We start from the raw sequence: 17,896 nt of genomic DNA, 5'->3' as shown, positions 1-17,896 counted from the left end.
CACCTCCACCCGGCGGTCACCCCTCCAGACCGCGATACGTGAAGCTGACGAAGTCCGCCGAAGACGTGCTCTCCACGCCTTCACTGGACGCGAGCAGTCCGATGTGGACGCCGGTGAACCCGCCCGCCGCCTGGGTGCTGAGCATCCGGCCGTCGAACGACTCCCCCACCTGCTGCCACTCGCCGTCCCCGACCCCGGCGAACGCCCGGTGCTCCTGCCCGGCAGCCTCGAAGCACAGCCGCACCAGGCCCTCCCCCACCGCGACGACCCCGAGCACCTCCTCACGCCCAGCCGCGCGCAGCACCAAGCTGACCTCACGCCCGGCACTAAGCAGGAGCCGCACGTGATGGTCGTTGTTCTGCAACAACACCAGCCCCGCCACCTCGGACGGGCCCGCCGCCACGAAGTCGAGCGAGCAGGACACGTGGAAACTCTGGTGCTGCTGCCGCCGGAACACCGCGCCAGGCGTACCCAGTCCCGTGATCGAATCCGGGCGCAGCCGCATCCGGAGGCGTCCGTCCACCACGGACCAGAACCGCTCGTCCGGCGTCCGCAGCACCATCCACGCGGGGTCAAGTGCGCAGAAGTCGTCCGCCTCGGGCCACGGATACGGCGGCAGATCCGGCAGGTCGTAGGCCATCTCGACCCGGCCGGTACCCGGGCTGAAGACAGGACCGCCCGCCTCCCACGTCACCGGCACGAGGAACGTCTCGCGCCCCAGGTTGTAGACGTACCCGCCGTACGGCCGGGTGGCGAGCAGCACCGCGAACCACTCCCCACGTTGCGTGCGAACGAGATCGGCGTGCCCGGTGGCGGCGATCGGGTGGTCCCGCCCCAGGTGGCGGTGGGTCAGCACGGGGTTCAGCGGCGAACTCCGATACGGACCGGTGACGACGTCCGCGGTCGCGACAACCACAGAGTGCTCGAAGTCCGTGCCACCCTCCGCGCACAGCAACACGTAGCGTCCGTCCACTTCGTACAGATGCGGTGCCTCGAGCCACACCGAGTCCCGCATCGCGCCGGTCCACAGCACGTACTCGTCACCGACCAGCCGCAACCCGGATAGATCGAACTCGCGCAGCCACACTTCGGTCTGCCCCGGCGCACCACCAGGGACCTCGCGCGTAGCGGTCCACCAGGCACGGCCGGCGTCGAAGAACAACGACGGGTCGAACCCATCCGCCTCGGGCAGCCAGACCGGTTCCGACCACGGACCCGCCGGATCCGCAGCCGTCACCACGAAGTTGCCGCTGCGCTCCACCCCGTCGACCAGCGTGCACACCACGTAGAACGTCCCGTCGTGGTGCCGGATCGTCGGCGCGTACAGCCCACCGGACGGCCGCACACCCTGCAACGGCAGCTGCGACGGCCGGTCCAGCACGTGCCCGAGCAGTCGCCAGTGCACGAGGTCGCGGCTGTGGTAGAGCGGCAGTCCGGGGAAGTACTCGAACGTCGACGTCACGAGGTAGTAGTCCGATCCCACCCGGCACACCGACGGATCGGGGTGCGAGCCCGGCAGGATCGGGTTCTCGAACTGTCCCACGTGGACGCTCCGGTTACGGGTTGAGCCGGGTGTACGCGGGCTTGGGCCGCAGATCGACGTCGAACAGGCAGGCCGCGTCCTCACCGGGGAACACGCCGGGCACCCACGAGTGCCGGTCGGTGAAGCCCCAGGTGGTGAACTCGACGCACCGCCGCACGGCGTGGCACGCGTCCCAGACCTGCTCGAAGTAGTCCGCCTGCGCGACGAGCTTCTCCGGCGTCACCGGCAGCGGGATCCGCACGTCGGCCTCGGTGATCGCCACGTCCACCCCGAGCGCCGCGAACCGGGCGATGTTCTCCTTCATCCCCGACGGGAACCCGTACAGCAGCGACAGGTGTCCCTGGATGCCGACGCCGTGGATCGGCACGCCCTGCCGCTTCAACGACCGCACCAGCTCGTACGTCGCGTCGCTCTTGGGGTTGAGCCCCTCGATGTTGTAGTCGTTGACGTACAGCTTGGCCTTCGGGTCTGCCTTGTGCGCCCACCGGAACGCGTCGGCGATGTAGTTGTCGCCGAGCTTCTCCTGGAACACAGTCGGTCGGCGCGTGCCGTCCTCGTTGAACGCCTCGTTCACGACGTCCCAAGCGCGGATCTTGCCCCGGTACCGACCGGCCTCCGCGAACACGTGCTGCCGAACGACGTCCCGCAGTTCCCGCGCCTCCAGCCCACCGACCCAGTCCGGCAACTGGCTGTGCCACACCAACGTGTGCCCGCGCACGGACTTGCCGGTGCGCCGCGCGTAGTCGACGATCGCGTCGGCGCCCGACCAGTCGTACTGGCCGCGCACCGCCTCGACCACACCCCACTTCATCTCGTTCTCAGGCGTGACGCTGTCGAACTCCCGCGTCAGCACCTTCCGGTAGTCGGCCTCGGCGGTGAGGTGCTGGACCGCCACCGCGCTGCCCACGTACCTCTTCGTCACGTCCTTCAACGGTCTCGCGGCGGAAGCGGGTGCGGCCTGCACCAGCACCACGAGCAGCGCAAGACCAACGGCTAATCGGGTTCGCACGGTCTCATCCCTTCACGGAGCCGGTCAGTCCGCCGACCATCCGGCGTTCGGCGAGCACGAAGAACGCGAGCGCGGGAATCATGGACAACGCCGTGAAGGCGAGCACCTTCGCGGTGTCCTGGGTGTGCTCGGACTGGAACATCGCCACCCCGAGCGGGAGGGTGAAGTTGGTGGAGTCGTTGAACACCAGCAACGGCAACAGGTAGAAGTTCCAGCTGGTGACGAACGCCAGCACGGACACCGTGATCAGCGCCGGACGCGAGAGCGGCAGCAGGATCCGCCAGAAGAACCCGAGCTTGGCGGCGCCGTCGAGCAAAGCCGCGTCCTCCAGTTCGCCGGGGATCGCGTTCATGAACGGCCGCAGGATCACGATCGTCACCGGCAACGAGAACGCCGCCTCCGGGATCGCGACGCCGAGCGGGTTCTCCAGCAGCCCCAGCTGACGCAGCCACAGGTACAGCGGCAACGTCGCCACGCCCAACGGGAACAACAGGCCGAGCGTGAACAGGGTGTAGACCCCTTCACGCCCCCAGAACCGGTAGCGGGACAACGCGAACGCCGCCATCGCGCCCAGCACGACCGCGAGCGTCGTCGCGATCACCGCGATCAACGCGCTGTTGCCCAGCAGCCGCCAGAACACCGGCGAGCCCGCGACCTCCGCGTAGTTGTCCCACACGAACGGGCCGGGCAACCCGGCCGGTGAGGAGTTGATCTGCGCCGTGGTCCGGAAACCGCCCAGCACCACGAACAACAGCGGCACCACCGTCACGCCGATGACGGCGAACGCGGCGAGATAGCCGACAGCGTTGCGACGTGACATCTCAGCGCACCCCCGTCAACGCGCCCTCGGTGTCGCGACGCAACGCGAAACGCTGGTACAGCAACGCGAACAGGAAGCAGATGATGAACAGGATCACCGCGACCGCGCTGCCGAAACCGAACTCGTAGCGCTTGAAGCCGTGGTCCACCAGGTAGGTCGCCATCGTCGTCGAAGCATTGGCCGGCCCGCCCAAAGTCATGATCCAGACCAGGTCGAACAGCTGCAGCGACCCGATCACCGACAGGAAGATCCACACCCGGATCGTCGGTCCCAGCAACGGGAGCACGACGTGCCGGGTGATCTGCCACGGGCTCGCGCCGTCCAAAGCAGCCGCCTCGCGCAACTCCGCCGGGACGCCCTGCAGACCGGCGAGCAGCAGGATCACGCCGAACCCGATGTACTTCCAGGTGATCACGAGGAACAGCGTGTAGAGCACGAGCGACTGGTCGGCGAGCCACAGCTGCACCAGCCCGCCGAGACCGACGGACCGCAGCACCTCGTCGACGAACCCGCCGGGTTGCAACATCAGCAGCCAGATCACCGCGGTCACGGCCTCGGACAGCACGTACGGCGCGAAGACGACCATGCGCAGGAACGTCCGGCCGCGCAGTTTCCTGTTGAGCAGCAACGCGAGGCCGATGCTCAACGGCAGCTGCACCACGACGGACAGCACCGCGATGATCAGGTTGTGCCCGATGGCGCCCTGGAAGACCTCACCGGAGAAGGCGTCGACGTAGTTGTCCAGCCCCACGAAGTCCGTGATCGGGCCGAAGCCGTTCCACGAGTAGAGGCTGTAGTACGCGGCGACGCCGATCGGGATGAGCACGAACCCGGCGAACAGCACCAGTGCCGGCGTCAGCAGCAGGGCGAGTTCGAGTCGGGTGCGCAGGCGGGACCGCCGCCGGGTGCCCCCGGCCGCTGGCGCGTGCGGCACGGGGGCGGTCGGCGGCCGCGTGGTGATCGCGGCACTCATCACTTGTTCCCGGCAGCTGCTTCACTCACCGATTTCACGATCGTGTCCGGTCCGCCCTGCCCCGCGAAGAAGTTCGCGATGGCGTCGTTCAGGGCCTGACCGACCTTCGTCGGGAAGGCGGTGTCGAAGTAGAACTGCACGAACGACGCCTTGGTCATGGCGTCGGCGATCGTCTTGTGCGGCTCGCTCTTCAGCGCGGCCACGCCCGCCGGGGTCACCGGCAGACCGGAGTTGGTCTCGGCGAGGATCTTCTGCACGTCGTCGCCGACCAGGTGGCCGAGGAACTCCGCGCACGCCGTGGCGGCGCGAGTGGTGCAGGAGAAACCGTCACCGCCGCCGAGCAGCACGCTCGGATCGCCCTGACCGCCCGGCACGCTCGGGAACGGGAACCAGCCGATCTTCGAGCCGATCTCCTTGTCCTCGGTCAGCGCCTGCATGACGTCCGGGTTCCAGTCACCCTGCAACTCCATGGCGGCCTTGCCGTTGGCGACCAGGCCCGCCGAGCTGCCCGCCCCCTGCTGAGCGGGCGTCCCGACGAACCCGTCCTGGAACGGTTTCGTGTCCAGGAAGCTCTTGAGGTTCTCGCCCGCCTTGAGGAAGCACGGGTCGCTGAGTTCGGTCTTCTCGACCGCCTTCTTCAGCGTGTCGACCGAGCACTGGCGCACCGCGAAGTACGCCCAGTAGAACGCGTCCGGCCAGCGGTCCTTGCCGCCGAGGGCGATCGGCACGATGCCCGCGCCCTTCAGCTTCGTGACGGCCGCGTTCAGTTCGTCCATCGTGGTCGGTGTCGAGGTGACACCCGCGGTGGCGAAGATGTCCTTGCGGTACCAGAACCCCACGGCGTGCATCAGGTACGGCGCGCCGTACTGCTTGCCGCCGGCCTTCCAGCCGTCGGCGTTCTTGGCGAGCGGGCCGATCCAGCCGGAGGACGCCTGGGTGATGTCGGCGATCTTGCCGGACTTGATCTGGTCGGCCAGCGCGCCGCCGCCCCACTGCTGGAAGAGGTCCGGCGGGGTGTTGCCCTGCAACGCGAGCGGCACCTTCGTCTGGAACTGCTCGTTCTGCAGCGGTTCGATGGTGAACTTCGTGTTCGGGTGAGTCTTGGTGAAGTCGTCGGCGATCTGCTGCCACTTCGACTTCATCGGCTCGGTGGTCCGGTTGTGCCACCAGGTGAGCGTGACGGGTCCGTCGGTGGAGGCGTCACCGCCGCCGCCACTGCACCCGGCCAGCACGAACGCCGCGGCGACGAACAGGGCAAGGGGCTTTCTCGAACGCATGGGGGTCCACTCCTGACGACGTCGGCCGAGTTGGACTGCCTGTGTTGGGGCCAGAGACTCCCGCGTGCACCCACCTCGTGTCAATCGTTGTCGATAACGTTTTACACGGCTAGCCTGACCGGGTGCCTCCTCGTTCTCGCGTCACGATCAGGGACGTCGCCGCTCAGGCAGGCGTCTCGGTAGCCACCGTGTCCAAGGTCCTCAACAACCGTTACGGCGTCTCGCCCGACACGTTCGCGCGGGTCACAGCCGTGATCAAGGATCTGGGGTACGAGGCGAGTCTCGTCGCGCAGAGCCTGCGCAACCGCCGCACGAACGTCATCGGGATCCTCGTCGCCGACATCGAGCCGTTCAGCACCGAACTGCTCAAGGGCGCGGCCGATGCCATCCGCGGCACCGGGTTCGAGCTCGTCGTGTACTCGGCGGGCGGCAGGACCGGTGATCCGACGGGCTGGGAACTGCGCTACCTCACCAGGTTGAGCGGCACGCTGGTCGATGGCGCCGTGCTGGTCACGCCCGCCGTGGACCTCGAAGGCATCCCCGGCACCCCGGTCGTCGCGGTCGACCCGCACACCGGACGCGCGGCGCTGCCGACCGTCGACTCCGACAACCTGCACGGCGGCCGGCTCGCGACCGAGCACCTGCTCTCGTTGGGGCACCGCAGGATCGCGATGCTGACCGGCCGCGAGGACCTGAAGTCCGCGCAGCAACGCGAGACCGGCTACCGCGGCGCGCTCGCCAGCGCGGGCATCGCGGTGGACGAGTCCCTGGTGCTGCGCGGTGACTACGTCGCGGACGTGGCCGCCGCGTCCGCCCGCGAACTGCTGACGAGGCCCGACCGGCCGACCGCGATCTTCGCCGCCAACGACACCACCGCCATCGCGGCCATCGAGACCGCCCGCGAGCTCGGCCTGCGGGTGCCGGAGGACCTCTCGGTGGTGGGCTTCGACAACATTCCCGAGTCCGCGCTGTGCACACCGCCGATCACGACGGTGCAGCAGCCGATACGCGAGATGGGCCACCGCGCGCTCGAGTTGCTGGTGCGGCTCATCAACGGCGAGGAAACCGACGACACGCACATCACCCTGGGCACCGAACTGGTCGTCCGGCAGTCGACACGTCCACCGACACCCTGAGGTTGTTCCTGTGACGACAGAAGCCACCACGCCGGACGAGGTCTGGCGCAACCCGCACGCCCCCGTGGCCGACCGCGTGCGCGACCTCGTCGCGCGCATGACGCCGCAGGAGAAGATCGCGCAGCTGCAAGGGATCTGGGCCGGCATCGACGCCGCCGGCGAGATGGCACCGCACCAGCACGAGTTCGCGGTGGCACCTCAGGACTTCGACGAGCTGACCCGGTACGGCATCGGCCAGCTCACCCGCGTCTTCGGCACCCGGCCGATCGCGCCGGAGGTCGGCGCGCACACGCTCGCCCGCACCCAGCGGCAGATCATCGAGTCGAGCCGGTTCGGGATTCCCGCGATCGCGCACGAGGAGTGCCTCACGGGTCTGGTTGCGTGGCAGGCGACCGTCTACCCGTCGCCGTTGTGCTGGGGCGCGACGTTCGAACCGGATCTGGTGCGGCGCATGGCCGAACGGTTCGGCGGCTCGATGCGGCGGCTCGGCATCCACCAGGGTCTGGCGCCCGTGCTGGACGTCACCCGCGACCTGCGGTGGGGCCGGGTCGAGGAGACCATCGGCGAGGACCCGCACCTGGTCGGCACGGTCGGCGCCGCCTACGTGACGGGTCTGGAGTCGGTGGGAATCGTCTCCACGCTCAAGCACTTCGCCGGCTACTCCGCCTCCCGTGCCGGACGCAACCACGCGCCCGTCTCGATCGGGCCGCGGGAGTTCGCCGACGTCGTCCTGCCGCCGTTCGAGATGGCGCTGCGGGCCGGTGCGCGTTCGGTCATGAACTCCTACGCGGACAACGACGGTGTGCCCGCCGCCGCGGACGCCGGGCTGCTCACGGACCGGCTGCGCGGCGAGTACGGCTTCACCGGAACCCTGGTGTCGGACTACTTCTCGGTGGCGTTCCTGCACAAGCTGCACAACGTCGCGGCCGGTCGCGAGGACGCGGCCGCGCAGGCGTTGACGGCGGGGATCGACGTCGAACTGCCCACTGTGGACTGTTACGGCGAACCCCTGTTGGAAGGCATGTACTTCGACCGCGTGGACGTCTCGCTGGTCGACCGGGCGCTGACCCGCGTGCTGACGCAGAAGATCGAGCTGGGTCTGCTCGACCCCGACTACTCCCCCGCGCCCGCCGCGAACCTCGACCTGGACGACGCCGAGTCCCGCGCGCTCGCCCGCGAGGTCGCCGAACGCTCGATCGTGTTGCTGCACAACGACGGCGTGCTGCCGTTGTCCGGTCGCAGGCTGGCGGTCGTGGGCCCGCGCGCGGACGAGCCCGGCGCGATGATGGGCTGCTACTCGTTCCCGCTGCACGTCGGCGTGCACCACCCGGACGTCGCGATGGGCGTCGAGGTCACGAGCGTGCTGGAGGCGTTGCGCGAGGACCACGACGTGATGTTCGCGCTCGGCTGCCCCGTGCTCGGCGGAACGGACGACGAGATCTCGGAGGCCGTCGAGGCGGCTCGCCAGGCGGACGTCTGCGTGGTCGTGCTCGGCGACCAGGCGGGCCTGTTCGGCAACGGCACGTCCGGCGAGGGCTGCGACGTCGCGGACCTGACGTTGCCCGGACGGCAGGAGGAACTGCTCGAGGCGGTGCTCGGCACCGGCATGCCGGTCGTGCTCGTGCTGCTCTCGGGCAGGCCCTACGACCTGTCCCGGCAGATCGACCGCCTCGCCGCCGTCGTGTGCGGCTTCTACCCCGGCCAGGAGGGCGGTTCGGCGCTCGCGGGTGTCCTCAGTGGACGCGTCAACCCGTCGGGCAGGCTCCCGGTCAGCTTCCCCGGCACCGGATCGAGCCAGCCGTCGACGTACCTCGCCGCCCCGCTGGCCGGCTCCACCGAGGTCAGCTCGGTGGACCCGACGCCGCTGTTCCCGTTCGGGCACGGCCTGTCCTACGCCCCGGCCACGTGGGTGACCGCCGGCTGCGAGGAACGCGAGTGGCCGACCGACGGCTTCGCCCGCGTGCACGTGGTCCTGCGCAACGACATGGATGTCGCGACCACCGAGGTCGTCCAGATCTACCTGCACGACCCGGTGGCGGAGGTCGCGCGGCCGGTCCGGCAGCTGATCGGCGCGCTGAAGGTGGACCTCGCCCCCGGCCAGACCAGGACGGTCACCGCCCGGCTGCACGCCGATCTCACCTCCTACACCGGCCGAGCGGGACATCGCCAGGTCGACGCCGGCGACGTCGAACTGCACGTCGGCACGTCGAGCGCGGCGATCCACACCGCGCTGAAGCTCGCGATGACCGGGCCCGCGCGCCGGGTCGGGTTCGATCGCGTCACGACACCCGAGTTCTCTTAGCCACTTCCCCGGCCCCGGCCCGGTAGCGTCCACTGCGGACGGATCGGGCCGCCGGAGGGGTGTTCGTGGTGCTGGAGATCAGCGGACTGACGTGGGTGCTGACGATCGGGGTGATCGTCGCGCTGCTGGCGGTGGACCTCGTGCTGGCGGCGTGGCGGCCGCACCGGATCGGGTTCCGCGAGGCGACGCTCTGGTCGGTGTTCTACATCCTCGTCGCCATCGGCTTCGGGGTGTGGTTCGCGAGCGTCCACGGTGGCGGGTTCGGCGCCGAGTACTTCGCGGGCTACATCGTCGAGAAGAGCCTGTCGGTCGACAACCTGTTCGTCTTCGTGATCATCATGACGACGTTCCTGGTGCCGGAGGAGCACCAGCACAAGGTGCTGACGTTCGGCATCGTGCTGGCGTTGATCATGCGCGGCATCTTCATCGCGGTCGGCGCGACGCTGCTGTCGTTGTTCACGTTCATGTTCCTGCTCTTCGGCCTGCTGCTGATCTTCACGGCCGTGCAGCTGTTCCGGCATCGCAACGAGGATCCCGACGTCGAGAACAACGTCGTGGTGAAGACCGCCCGCAAGATCATCCCCGTGACCGACGACTACGTGGGCGGCAAGATCTTCACGCGGGTGGACGGCCGGCGGCTGGCCACGCCGCTGTTCGTGGTGCTGGTGGCGATCGGTGGCGTCGACCTGTTGTTCGCGCTCGACTCGATCCCCGCGGTGTTCGGCGTGACCGAGGAGCCCTACATCGTCTTCACCGCCAACGCGTTCGCGCTGCTCGGGCTGCGGGCGTTGTTCTTCCTCGTCAAGGGTCTGCTCGACCGGCTCGTCTACCTGTCCGCCGGGCTCGCGGTGATCCTCGCGTTCATCGGCGTGAAGCTGATCCTGCACTGGGCGCACAAGGACATCTCGGCTTCGGTGCCGGAAGTGCCGACGCCGCTCAGCCTGGGCGTGATCATCGGCATCCTGGTCGTCGTGACGGTCGCGAGCCTGCTGAAGACGCGCAACGACCCGTCGGCCAAGGCGCACCCCGGTTCGTTGCGGGGTTCCAAGAAGGACGAGCAGCGTTAGGGCTTCTTCTCGCCCTGCTTTCCCTTGTTCTCCTTGGGGCCCTTGCCAGGACCGCTCCGGTCCGCCGACTTCTTCTCGTGGTTCACCGGCCTGCCCTGATCCACGACCTGGACCGGCGACGGCGTGTCGATCTGCGCGGCCGGCTGCACCACGACCGGCGCCACCTGCGGCTGCGTCGTACCGGGGGCGGTGGTGGCGGGCGGCTCCGAACCCGTGGACGTGACGCTGTGCCAGGTGCTGAGGCCCATGCCGATCGCCGAGCACAGCACCACCGCGGACGCGACGCCGAGCAGCGCTCGTGACCTGAGTGGACGGCGGGGCACGGGAACCACGACGGTGGGGGCGTCGCCGGTCGGCTTCGGCAACGCGGAGGCGCATTCGCGGGCGGACGGGCGGCGGGCCACGCTGGGCGACGTCATCCTCGTCAGCAGCAACACGAGGTCGAACGGCAGGTCGTCGGGAATCGCCGGCGGCCGGTGCAGCCTGGCGACGGCGGACTCCAGGTCCGCGCCCTCGTACTCGCGCCGGCCGGTCAGGCACTCCAGCAGGACCAGGCCGAGCGCGTAGACGTCGACGGCCGAGGTGATCGCCTGGCCGCGCACCTGTTCCGGCGCGAGGTAGGCGGCGGTGCCGACGACCTGGCCGGTCTTGGTGACCCCCGCGATGTCCGCCGCACGCGCCAGGCCGAAGTCGGTCAAGCGCGGCAGGTTGTCGTCGTCGAGCAGGATGTTGGCGGGCTTCACGTCGCGGTGGACGAATCCGCGTTCATGAACGTGCGCAAGCGCGTCGGCCAGCGCCGAACCGATCCGCCGCACCTCGTCGACGGACATCGGCCCGTCCGTGATCCGTTCGCGCAAGGTGCTGCCCTCGACGAGTTCCAGCACCACGTATGGCGTCTCGCCGCCCGGATCGGCGTCGAAGACCTTGACCAGGCCGCGGTGGGACAGTCCGGCGAGTGCGCAGATCTCGGCGTCGATCCTGCGTGCGTCCACGCGGCCGTCCCCCGGCCGGAAGAGCTTCACGGCGACGTCGCGTGCCAGCAGCACGTCCCGCGCACGGCGCACCTCGGCGAACCCGCCCTCACCTAGCAAGTCGCCGAGCCGGTACCGGTCGGCAAGCAGATCACTGTCCGTCGGCATGGCTTGGACCTTTCGGTTCGGGCTGGACCGCACAGGGGTGCCCACCCGATCGCTACTCCAATCGTGGAACCTGGCGAACTCGTCGATCAATGGCCCCTCGCGACATTTCGGTTGCGCTCGTTAATGTCGGTTCGCGGCCGCATCCGCCCTTCCACGAGAACGAGGAGAAGAATCGTGCGTGCAATTTCCGCGATCATCCTGGCCGCCGGTGTTCTGCTGGCCACGGCATTGCCGGCGTCGGCGGCTTCCGTCGAGGCGGCGGTGGCGTTGCAGCCTTCCGCCAGGCTGGAGGCGCGAGGGGTCGCGGTGGTCGTGCCGACCCGTGTGATGTGCGCGAACGGCGCGACCGGGTCGTTGTGGGTGCAGGTCACCCAGAACGTGCGGGGTGAGCTGGCGGTCGGCGACAAGTACACGCCGAGCGTTCCGTGCACCGGCGATCACCACAAGGTCGACGTGACCGTGGTGTCGCGCACGAAAGCATTTCGACCGGGCGTCGCGTTCACTTCTGCGGCGTTGAACGTGTTCCTCGCGCCGGACAGTTCTGGTGTCTTCGAAGAAGACCGCGAAATGATGCTCGTCCGTTAACGTTTGATCGCGGTGGACGCGCGGACCACGAGCTCCGGCTGGAACTTCACGTGCCGGTGCTCGTGGTCCGGTTCGTTCTCGTCGAGCAGCAGTTGCGCGGCCGTGCGACCGAGCTGGTCGCGCGGCTGGCGCACCGAGGTGAGCGGCACGGCGGCGGCCGCGGCGAACTCGATGTCGTCGTAGCCCACGACGGCCAGGTCGTCCGGGACGCGCAGACCCTGCTGGGTCATCGACTGCAGCAGGCCGAGCGCGAGCAGGTCGTTCGCGCAGAACGCCGCCGTGGGCCGTCGCGAGGCAGGCAGCCCGACGAGCCGCTCCCCCGCGCCCCGGCCTTCCGCGACCTGCAGGCCGCGGGTTTCGAGGAACGTCAGCGCGTCTTCGGGCAGTCCGGCGTTTGTTAGCGCTCGCATCGCGCCCTCGCGCCGGTCGCGCACCTGTTGGATGGAGAGCGGACCGCCGACCATCGCGATGCGGGTGTGGCCGGTCTCGATCAGGTGGGTCACCGCGAGTTCGCCGCCGAGGACGTCGTCCACGGCGACCGAGCACCTGCTGCCGTCCGTCGCCTCCCGGTCGACCAGCACGACGGGCGTGCCGCGTTCGGCGAGCTGGGCGTTGTCGGCGTCGACGGGGGTGATCAGGATGCCCTCGACCCGTTGTTCTTGGAGCAGCTCCAAGTACTCGCGTTCGCGTCCCCCGTCCGAGGCGCTGTTGCACAGGAACAACGCGAAGCCCGCCTCCCGTGCCGCGTCCTCCACGCCGCGCGCCACGTCCGTGAAGAACGGGTTCGCGGCGTCGAGCACGACGTAGGCGAGCACCCGGCTGCGCCCGGCCCGGAGCTGGCGTGCCGACTCGTTGCGCACGAACCCGAGTTCCTCGATCGCGGCCAGCACCCGTTGCCGCGTGGCGGGAGCGACGACGTCGGGCCGGTTGAGCACGTTCGACACGGTCGCGTTGGAGACCCCGGCGTGCTGCGCGACCTCGCGGATGCCCACTGACGGCTTCACGGGCGGCTCCTTTGTTGAAACGTGACAACGAATCGTACTCCCTGCATCTTGACATGCCGCGCCGCCGCGCCCAGAGTTCACGTAACTCAGGTGTTAAAACGTTTCAACATCGAGGAGACACGGACGTGGACCGACCTCCCGTGGTGGCATTGGACGAGGTGAGCAAGTCCTTCGGCGCCGTCCGCGCGCTGTCCGGGGTGTCGTTGCGACTGCTGCCCGGCGAGGCGCACGCCCTGCTGGGCGAGAACGGCGCCGGCAAGTCGACCCTGATCAAGACCTTGGCCGGCGTCCACCGTCCGGACGCGGGCCAGGTGCTCGTGGACGACGCGCCGCAGCGGTTCACCGGCCCCGCCGACGCCCTCGCCGCGGGCATCGCGATCATCTACCAGGAGCCGACGTTGTTCGGCGACCTCTCGGTGGCCGAGAACGTCTACATGGGACGCCAACCCCTCGGCTTCGGCCGCCGCATCGACGTGGCTCTGATGCACACCCGCACCTCGGAGCTGTTCGACCGCCTGGGAGTCCGTCTAGACCCGGCCCGCCCAGCCCGCGGCCTGTCCATTGCGGACCAGCAACTCGTCGAGATCGCCAAGGCGCTCTCGTTCGACGCCCGCGTGATCGTCATGGACGAGCCCACCGCCGCCCTCTCCGCCCACGAGGTCCAACGCCTCTTCGGTGTCGTGCAGGCACTCCGCGCGCAGGACGCCGCGGTCCTGTTCGTCTCGCACCGCCTGAACGAGGTCTTCGAACTCTGCCAGCGCGCCACGGTCCTGCGCGACGGCGAGTTCGTCTGGTCCGGTTCGCTGGAGGACGAGACCCCGGACTCGTTGGTGCGCCGCATGGTCGGCCGCGAACTCTCCCAGCTCTACCCGAAGGAGTCCACTGTCGCGGGTGAAGTAGCGCTGTCCGTCCAACGGCTGACCCGCGAGGGCGTGTTCACCGACGTGTCGTTCGACGTCCGCGCGGGTGAGATCGTCGCCCTGTCGGGCCTGGTCGGCGCGGGCCGCAGCGAGGTGGCTCGCGCGATCTTCGGCATCGACCGCCCCGACGCCGGCGTTGTGCACGTTCACAGCCGCCGCCTGAAGTACGGCTCCCCGACCGCCGCGATGGCCGCTGGCATCGGCTTCGTGCCGGAAGACCGCCGCCAGCAGGGCCTCGTCATGGACGCGTCCATCGAACGCAACACCGCTCTCGCGTCGTTGGGCCGCCTGTCGACGTTCGGCCTGCTGCGCCGCCGCACGGAAACCACCCTGGCCCAGGACTGGGCGGTGAAGCTGCGGCTGAAGTTCGCGCGCCTGAGCGACCCCGTCGGCGTCCTGTCCGGCGGCAACCAGCAGAAGGTAGTGCTGGCGAAGTGGCTGGCGCGCACCCCTTCCGTGCTCATCGTCGACGAACCGACACGCGGCATCGACGTCGGCACCAAGGCCGAGGTGCACCGCCTGCTGTCGGACCTGGCGGGCCAGGGCGTCGCGGTGCTGATGATCTCGTCCGAACTGCCGGAGGTGCTCGGCATGGCCGACCGCGTGCTGGTGATGCACGAGGGACGCCTGGTGGAGGAGATCGCGCGCGCCGACGCGACCGAGGAACGGGTAGCGCTCGCCGCCGCAGGACAGGCGGGCAGCCGATGAGCGCCCAGCACCCTGCCGCGTCCCGGCCGGCGGTGATCCGATGACCACCCAACTCGCCCCCACCACCCCGCCCACCTCCCGCCGCACGGCCGCCCGCCGCCTCTCCACCCGAGTCGGCCGAGTCCGCGAACTCGGCATCGTCGTCGCCCTCGCCCTCGTGGTCATCCCGACGGCGATCGTCAACCCGCGCTTCATCCAGCCCCAGAGCCTGCGCGACCTCCTCCTCAACGCGTCGATCGTCGCCCTCCTCGCCGTGGGCCAGACCCTCGTGGTCGTCACCCGCAACGTGGATCTCTCGGTCGGTTCGGTCCTCGGCCTGTCCGCGTTCCTCACCGCCCAGCACTTCGCCGACAACCCCGGCACCCCACTCCTGCTGGGCGTCGGCCTGAGCGTCGCGATCGGTGCGGCGTGCGGTCTGCTCAACGGCCTGCTGGTGGCCCTCGGCAACGTCCCCAGCCTCGTGGTCACGCTCGGCACGCTCTACGTGTTCCGCGGCGTCGACTTCGCGCTGGCCCAAGGCCGGCAGGTCAACGCCTCCAACCTCCCCGACGCCCTGCTGAACCTCGGCAGCGCCCGGATCGCGGGCATCCCGATCCTCGTGCTGATCACCGTCGTGGTCATCGCGGTCGCCGCCGTCTACCTGCGCTCCTACCGTTCAGGTCGCGAGCTCTACGCCATCGGCTCGAACCCGGAAGCCGCCACGCTCGCCGGCATCCCGGTGGCGAAGCGCACGCTCACCACGTTCGTCCTGTCCGGACTGATCGCCGGGCTGGCCGGCGCGCTCTGGGTCGCCCGCTACGGCACCGTCGACGCCGCCGCGGGCACCGGCCTCGAACTCCAGGTGGTCGCCGCCGTCGTGGTCGGTGGCGTCGCGATCTTCGGCGGTTCGGGCACGGTCACCGGCGCGGCGCTCGGGGCGTTGCTGCTGGGCACGATCACGAGCTGCCTGGTGGTGTTGCAGATCCCGGCGTTCTGGCAGCAGGCCATCGCGGGCGCGTTGCTGCTGAGCGCCATCACCGTCGACCGGCTCCTCGCGCTCCGGCTGGCGAAAGCCCTGCGCCGCACGGAAGGGACCAGCCATGCGTAGCCTCCTGCGGTGGGAGACCGCACTGGTGTTCCTGCTGATCGTGGTAGCGCTGACAGGCCAGATCAGCACCGACGGGTCGTTCCTGTCCGGCGGCAACCTCTTCTACCTCGGCCTCGACATCGGTGAGATCGCGCTCATCGCCCTGCCGCTCACGCTGGTGATCGTGGCGGGCGAGATCGACCTGTCCGTCGCGTCGGTGCTGGGCCTGTCCAGCGCGTTGATCGGCTGGCTGTGGAACGCCGGCTGGCCGCTCGAGACCATCCTGCCAACCGTGATCGTCGCGGGCGCGCTGGCCGGAGCGTTCAACGGCCTCCTGGTCACCCGGCTCGGCCTGCCCAGCCTCGCGGTCACGATCGGCACGCTCGCCCTCTACCGCGGCCTCGCCCTGGTCGTCCTGGGCGACACCGCCGTCGCCGACTTCCCGGCCAGCTACACGTCGTTCGGCACGACACCGGTGCCGGGCACCGACATCCCGTACCCGATCGTGCTGGCAGGGGTGCTCGCGATCCTGTTCGGCGTCGCGCTGCACGCCAGCTCGTTCGGCCGCTCCGTCTACGCGATCGGCGCGAACGAAGAAGGCGCGCGGTTCTCCGGCATCCGCGTCAAGCGCGTGAAGCTGACGTTGTTCGTGCTCGCCGGGGCGGTGGCCGCGATCGCCGGCATCGTCTACACGTTCCGCTTCTCCAGCGCCCGCGCGGACAACGGCCTCGGCCTCGAACTGGCCGTCGTCGCCGCCGTCCTGCTCGGCGGTGTGTCGATCTTCGGCGGCAAGGGAACGCTCTTCGGCGTGCTCGCGGGCGTGCTGCTGCTGGGTGGTCTGCGCAACCTCCTGATCCTCCGGGACACCTCGACTGAGGTCCTCACGATCGTCACCGGTCTCCTGCTTCTTGTGAGCGTTCTCGCCCCCTCGATCACCCGACGCGTCGGAAACCTAAGGAAGGCAACACCATGAACACACGCTTAGTGCTCGCCCTGGTGATGTCCGGGGCCGTCGCGCTCACCGCCTGTGGTGGCACCACGAAAGAGAGCGCCAACAACGACACCGGCGGGGCCACGAACGCCGCGAAGGGCGACCCCAACGCGCCCCTCAAGGAAGGCCTGAAGATCACGTTCCTGCCCAAGCAGGTCAACAACCCGTACTTCACCGTGGCGCAAAAGGGCGCCGAGCAGGCGGGGACGGCGATCAAGGCCGAGGTCAAGCCCACCGGGCCGTCCGACGCGGCCGCGAGTTCGCAGGTCACCTACATCAACACCGCCGCGCAGCAGAAGCAGGACGCGCTGGTGATCTCGGCGAACGACGCCAACGCCGTGGCGCCCGCGCTGAAGAGTGCGCGTTCACAAGGCCTCAAGGTCGTCACGTTCGACTCGGACGCGGCGCCGGACGCCCGTGACGTGTTCATCAACCAGGCGACGTCGAACGAGATCGCGGCCGGGCAGGTGAAGCTGATCTCCGAGGCGGTCGGCGGCAGCGGCGAGATCGCGATCCTGTCCGCGACCCCCAACGCCACCAACCAGAACGCGTGGATCGAGGTCATGAAGACCGAGCTGGCGAAGCCCGAGTACGCCGGGCTGAAGCTCGTGGAGACCGCGTACGGCAACGACGACGACCAGACGTCGTTCCAGAAGACGCAGGGCTTGTTGCAGGCCCACCCGAACCTCAAGGGCATCATCTCGCCGACCACCGTGGGTGTCGCGGCCGCGGCCCGGTACCTCAGCTCCAGCGAGTACAAGGGCAAGGTCCAGCTCACGGGGCTGGGCACACCGAACCAGATGCGCAAGTTCGTGCAGGACGGCACGGTGAAGTCGTTCGCGCTGTGGGACCCGAGCAAGCTCGGCTACCTCGCCACCTACACCGCCGCCGCGCTCGCGTCCGGGCAGATCACCGGTGCCGAGGGCGAGAAGTTCAAGGCGGGCGACCTCGGTGACTACACGATCGGCGCCAAGGGCGAGGTCGTGCTCGGCCCGCCGACGGTGTTCACGAAGGACAACATCGACCAGTTCGACTTCTGATCATGCGTGTCTGCTTCACGTTGCGGGTCCGCGCCGACCGGCTCGACGAGTACCGGGCGCGGCACCGCGAGGTGTGGCCGGAGATGCGGGCTGCCCTCACCGAGGCGGGTTGGCACAACTACTCACTCTTCCTCGCCGAGGACGGCCTGCTCGTCGGTTACCTGGAGTGCGACGACTTCGACGCGGCGCTCGCGGAGATGGCCCGCACCGAGGTGAACGCGCGCTGGCAGCACGAGATGGCGGAGTTCTTCGTCGGTGACGGCAACGCCGACGAACGGATGCGGCCCCTCGACGAGGTCTTCCACCTCGATTGAGT

Annotated in this window: 16 protein-coding genes; 9 read left to right on the top strand and 7 right to left on the bottom strand. The window is 69.2% G+C overall.

Annotation, left to right across the window (positions count from 1 at the left end; all coding sequences use genetic code 11):
- Positions 1-16: 16 nt before the first annotated feature.
- Genes JNUCC0626_RS03685 through JNUCC0626_RS03665 form a run of 5 tightly spaced genes read right to left on the bottom strand, consistent with a single transcriptional unit; the run spans position 17 to position 5,622 of the window.
- Complete coding sequence (locus JNUCC0626_RS03685; protein ID WP_394618220.1) at positions 17-1,543, bottom strand: glycoside hydrolase family 43 protein; 1,527 nt, start codon at positions 1,541-1,543, stop codon at positions 17-19.
- 13 nt (positions 1,544-1,556) lie between these two features.
- Positions 1,557-2,552: an endo-1,4-beta-xylanase gene (locus JNUCC0626_RS03680; RefSeq protein WP_394618219.1), complete on the bottom strand. Its 996-nt coding sequence runs from the start codon at positions 2,550-2,552 to the stop codon at positions 1,557-1,559.
- A 4-nt stretch (positions 2,553-2,556) separates the two neighbouring features.
- Entirely contained in the window at positions 2,557-3,372 is an 816-nt protein-coding gene (locus JNUCC0626_RS03675) for a carbohydrate ABC transporter permease (protein WP_394618218.1), read from the bottom strand.
- Position 3,373: 1 nt separating this feature from the next.
- On the bottom strand, positions 3,374-4,345 hold the full coding sequence (locus tag JNUCC0626_RS03670) for a carbohydrate ABC transporter permease (RefSeq protein ID WP_394618217.1): 972 nt from the start codon (positions 4,343-4,345) through the stop codon (positions 3,374-3,376).
- Positions 4,345-5,622 carry an ABC transporter substrate-binding protein gene (locus tag JNUCC0626_RS03665; RefSeq protein ID WP_394618216.1) on the bottom strand — a complete coding sequence of 426 codons (1,278 nt, stop codon included), beginning with the start codon at positions 5,620-5,622 and terminating at the stop codon, positions 4,345-4,347. Before JNUCC0626_RS03665 ends, JNUCC0626_RS03670 begins: the two co-directional genes overlap by 1 nt.
- A gap of 122 nt (positions 5,623-5,744) precedes the next feature.
- Between JNUCC0626_RS03665 and JNUCC0626_RS03660 the strand changes: the two genes are divergently transcribed.
- From JNUCC0626_RS03660 to JNUCC0626_RS03650, 3 genes are all read left to right on the top strand, one after another.
- Positions 5,745-6,758: a LacI family DNA-binding transcriptional regulator gene (locus JNUCC0626_RS03660; RefSeq protein ID WP_394618215.1), complete on the top strand. Its 1,014-nt coding sequence runs from the start codon at positions 5,745-5,747 to the stop codon at positions 6,756-6,758.
- Between the two features lie 10 nt (positions 6,759-6,768).
- Positions 6,769-9,060, top strand: a complete 2,292-nt coding sequence (locus JNUCC0626_RS03655) for a glycoside hydrolase family 3 N-terminal domain-containing protein (protein WP_394618214.1) — start codon at positions 6,769-6,771, stop codon at positions 9,058-9,060.
- A 68-nt stretch (positions 9,061-9,128) separates the two neighbouring features.
- Positions 9,129-10,127, top strand: a complete 999-nt coding sequence (locus tag JNUCC0626_RS03650) for a TerC family protein (protein WP_394618213.1) — start codon at positions 9,129-9,131, stop codon at positions 10,125-10,127.
- Here the strand turns inward: JNUCC0626_RS03650 and JNUCC0626_RS03645 are convergent.
- Positions 10,124-11,266: a serine/threonine-protein kinase gene (locus JNUCC0626_RS03645; RefSeq protein WP_394618212.1), complete on the bottom strand. Its 1,143-nt coding sequence runs from the start codon at positions 11,264-11,266 to the stop codon at positions 10,124-10,126. The genes JNUCC0626_RS03650 and JNUCC0626_RS03645 overlap by 4 nt on opposite strands.
- Before the next feature lie 174 nt (positions 11,267-11,440).
- Here JNUCC0626_RS03645 and JNUCC0626_RS03640 point away from each other — a divergent pair, with 174 nt between their 5' ends.
- Positions 11,441-11,851, top strand: coding sequence for a hypothetical protein (locus tag JNUCC0626_RS03640; RefSeq protein ID WP_394618211.1), 411 nt, complete (start codon positions 11,441-11,443; stop codon positions 11,849-11,851).
- Here JNUCC0626_RS03640 and JNUCC0626_RS03635 read toward each other — a convergent pair.
- Complete coding sequence (locus JNUCC0626_RS03635; protein WP_394618210.1) at positions 11,848-12,855, bottom strand: LacI family DNA-binding transcriptional regulator; 1,008 nt, start codon at positions 12,853-12,855, stop codon at positions 11,848-11,850. The two genes, JNUCC0626_RS03640 and JNUCC0626_RS03635, sit on opposite strands and share 4 nt — an antisense overlap.
- Before the next feature lie 125 nt (positions 12,856-12,980).
- Here JNUCC0626_RS03635 and JNUCC0626_RS03630 point away from each other — a divergent pair, with 125 nt between their 5' ends.
- Genes JNUCC0626_RS03630 through JNUCC0626_RS03610 form a run of 5 tightly spaced genes read left to right on the top strand, consistent with a single transcriptional unit; the run spans position 12,981 to position 17,894 of the window.
- Positions 12,981-14,483, top strand: coding sequence for a sugar ABC transporter ATP-binding protein (locus tag JNUCC0626_RS03630; protein WP_394618209.1), 1,503 nt, complete (start codon positions 12,981-12,983; stop codon positions 14,481-14,483).
- 40 nt (positions 14,484-14,523) lie between these two features.
- The gene (locus JNUCC0626_RS03625; RefSeq protein WP_394618208.1) at positions 14,524-15,570 is read left to right on the top strand and encodes an ABC transporter permease; all 1,047 of its coding nucleotides are present in this window, start codon (positions 14,524-14,526) and stop codon (positions 15,568-15,570) included.
- Positions 15,563-16,522, top strand: coding sequence for an ABC transporter permease (locus JNUCC0626_RS03620; protein WP_394618207.1), 960 nt, complete (start codon positions 15,563-15,565; stop codon positions 16,520-16,522). The genes JNUCC0626_RS03625 and JNUCC0626_RS03620 overlap by 8 nt, the downstream gene beginning before the upstream one ends.
- Positions 16,519-17,580, top strand: coding sequence for a rhamnose ABC transporter substrate-binding protein (gene rhaS, locus JNUCC0626_RS03615; protein ID WP_394618206.1), 1,062 nt, complete (start codon positions 16,519-16,521; stop codon positions 17,578-17,580). The genes JNUCC0626_RS03620 and rhaS overlap by 4 nt, the downstream gene beginning before the upstream one ends.
- On the top strand, positions 17,580-17,894 hold the full coding sequence (locus JNUCC0626_RS03610) for an L-rhamnose mutarotase (protein ID WP_394621958.1): 315 nt from the start codon (positions 17,580-17,582) through the stop codon (positions 17,892-17,894). Before rhaS ends, JNUCC0626_RS03610 begins: the two co-directional genes overlap by 1 nt.
- Positions 17,895-17,896: the final 2 nt, after the last annotated feature.

The organism is Lentzea sp. JNUCC 0626 (assembly GCF_043632865.1).
Classification (GTDB): domain Bacteria; phylum Actinomycetota; class Actinomycetes; order Mycobacteriales; family Pseudonocardiaceae; genus Lentzea.
The sequence above is the reverse complement of the archived record's forward strand: the minus strand, read 5'-3'. Positions and strand labels throughout refer to the sequence as shown.

Coding starts and splice junctions, on each gene's coding strand:
- rhaS (WP_394618206.1), top strand. CDS start 16,519: ATGAACACACGCTTAGTGCTCGCCCTGGTGATGTCCGGGGCCGTCGCG.
- JNUCC0626_RS03665 (WP_394618216.1), bottom strand. CDS start 5,622: ATGCGTTCGAGAAAGCCCCTTGCCCTGTTCGTCGCCGCGGCGTTCGTG.
- JNUCC0626_RS03625 (WP_394618208.1), top strand. CDS start 14,524: ATGACCACCCAACTCGCCCCCACCACCCCGCCCACCTCCCGCCGCACG.
- JNUCC0626_RS03645 (WP_394618212.1), bottom strand. CDS start 11,266: ATGCCGACGGACAGTGATCTGCTTGCCGACCGGTACCGGCTCGGCGAC.
- JNUCC0626_RS03670 (WP_394618217.1), bottom strand. CDS start 4,345: ATGAGTGCCGCGATCACCACGCGGCCGCCGACCGCCCCCGTGCCGCAC.
- JNUCC0626_RS03620 (WP_394618207.1), top strand. CDS start 15,563: ATGCGTAGCCTCCTGCGGTGGGAGACCGCACTGGTGTTCCTGCTGATC.
- JNUCC0626_RS03675 (WP_394618218.1), bottom strand. CDS start 3,372: ATGTCACGTCGCAACGCTGTCGGCTATCTCGCCGCGTTCGCCGTCATC.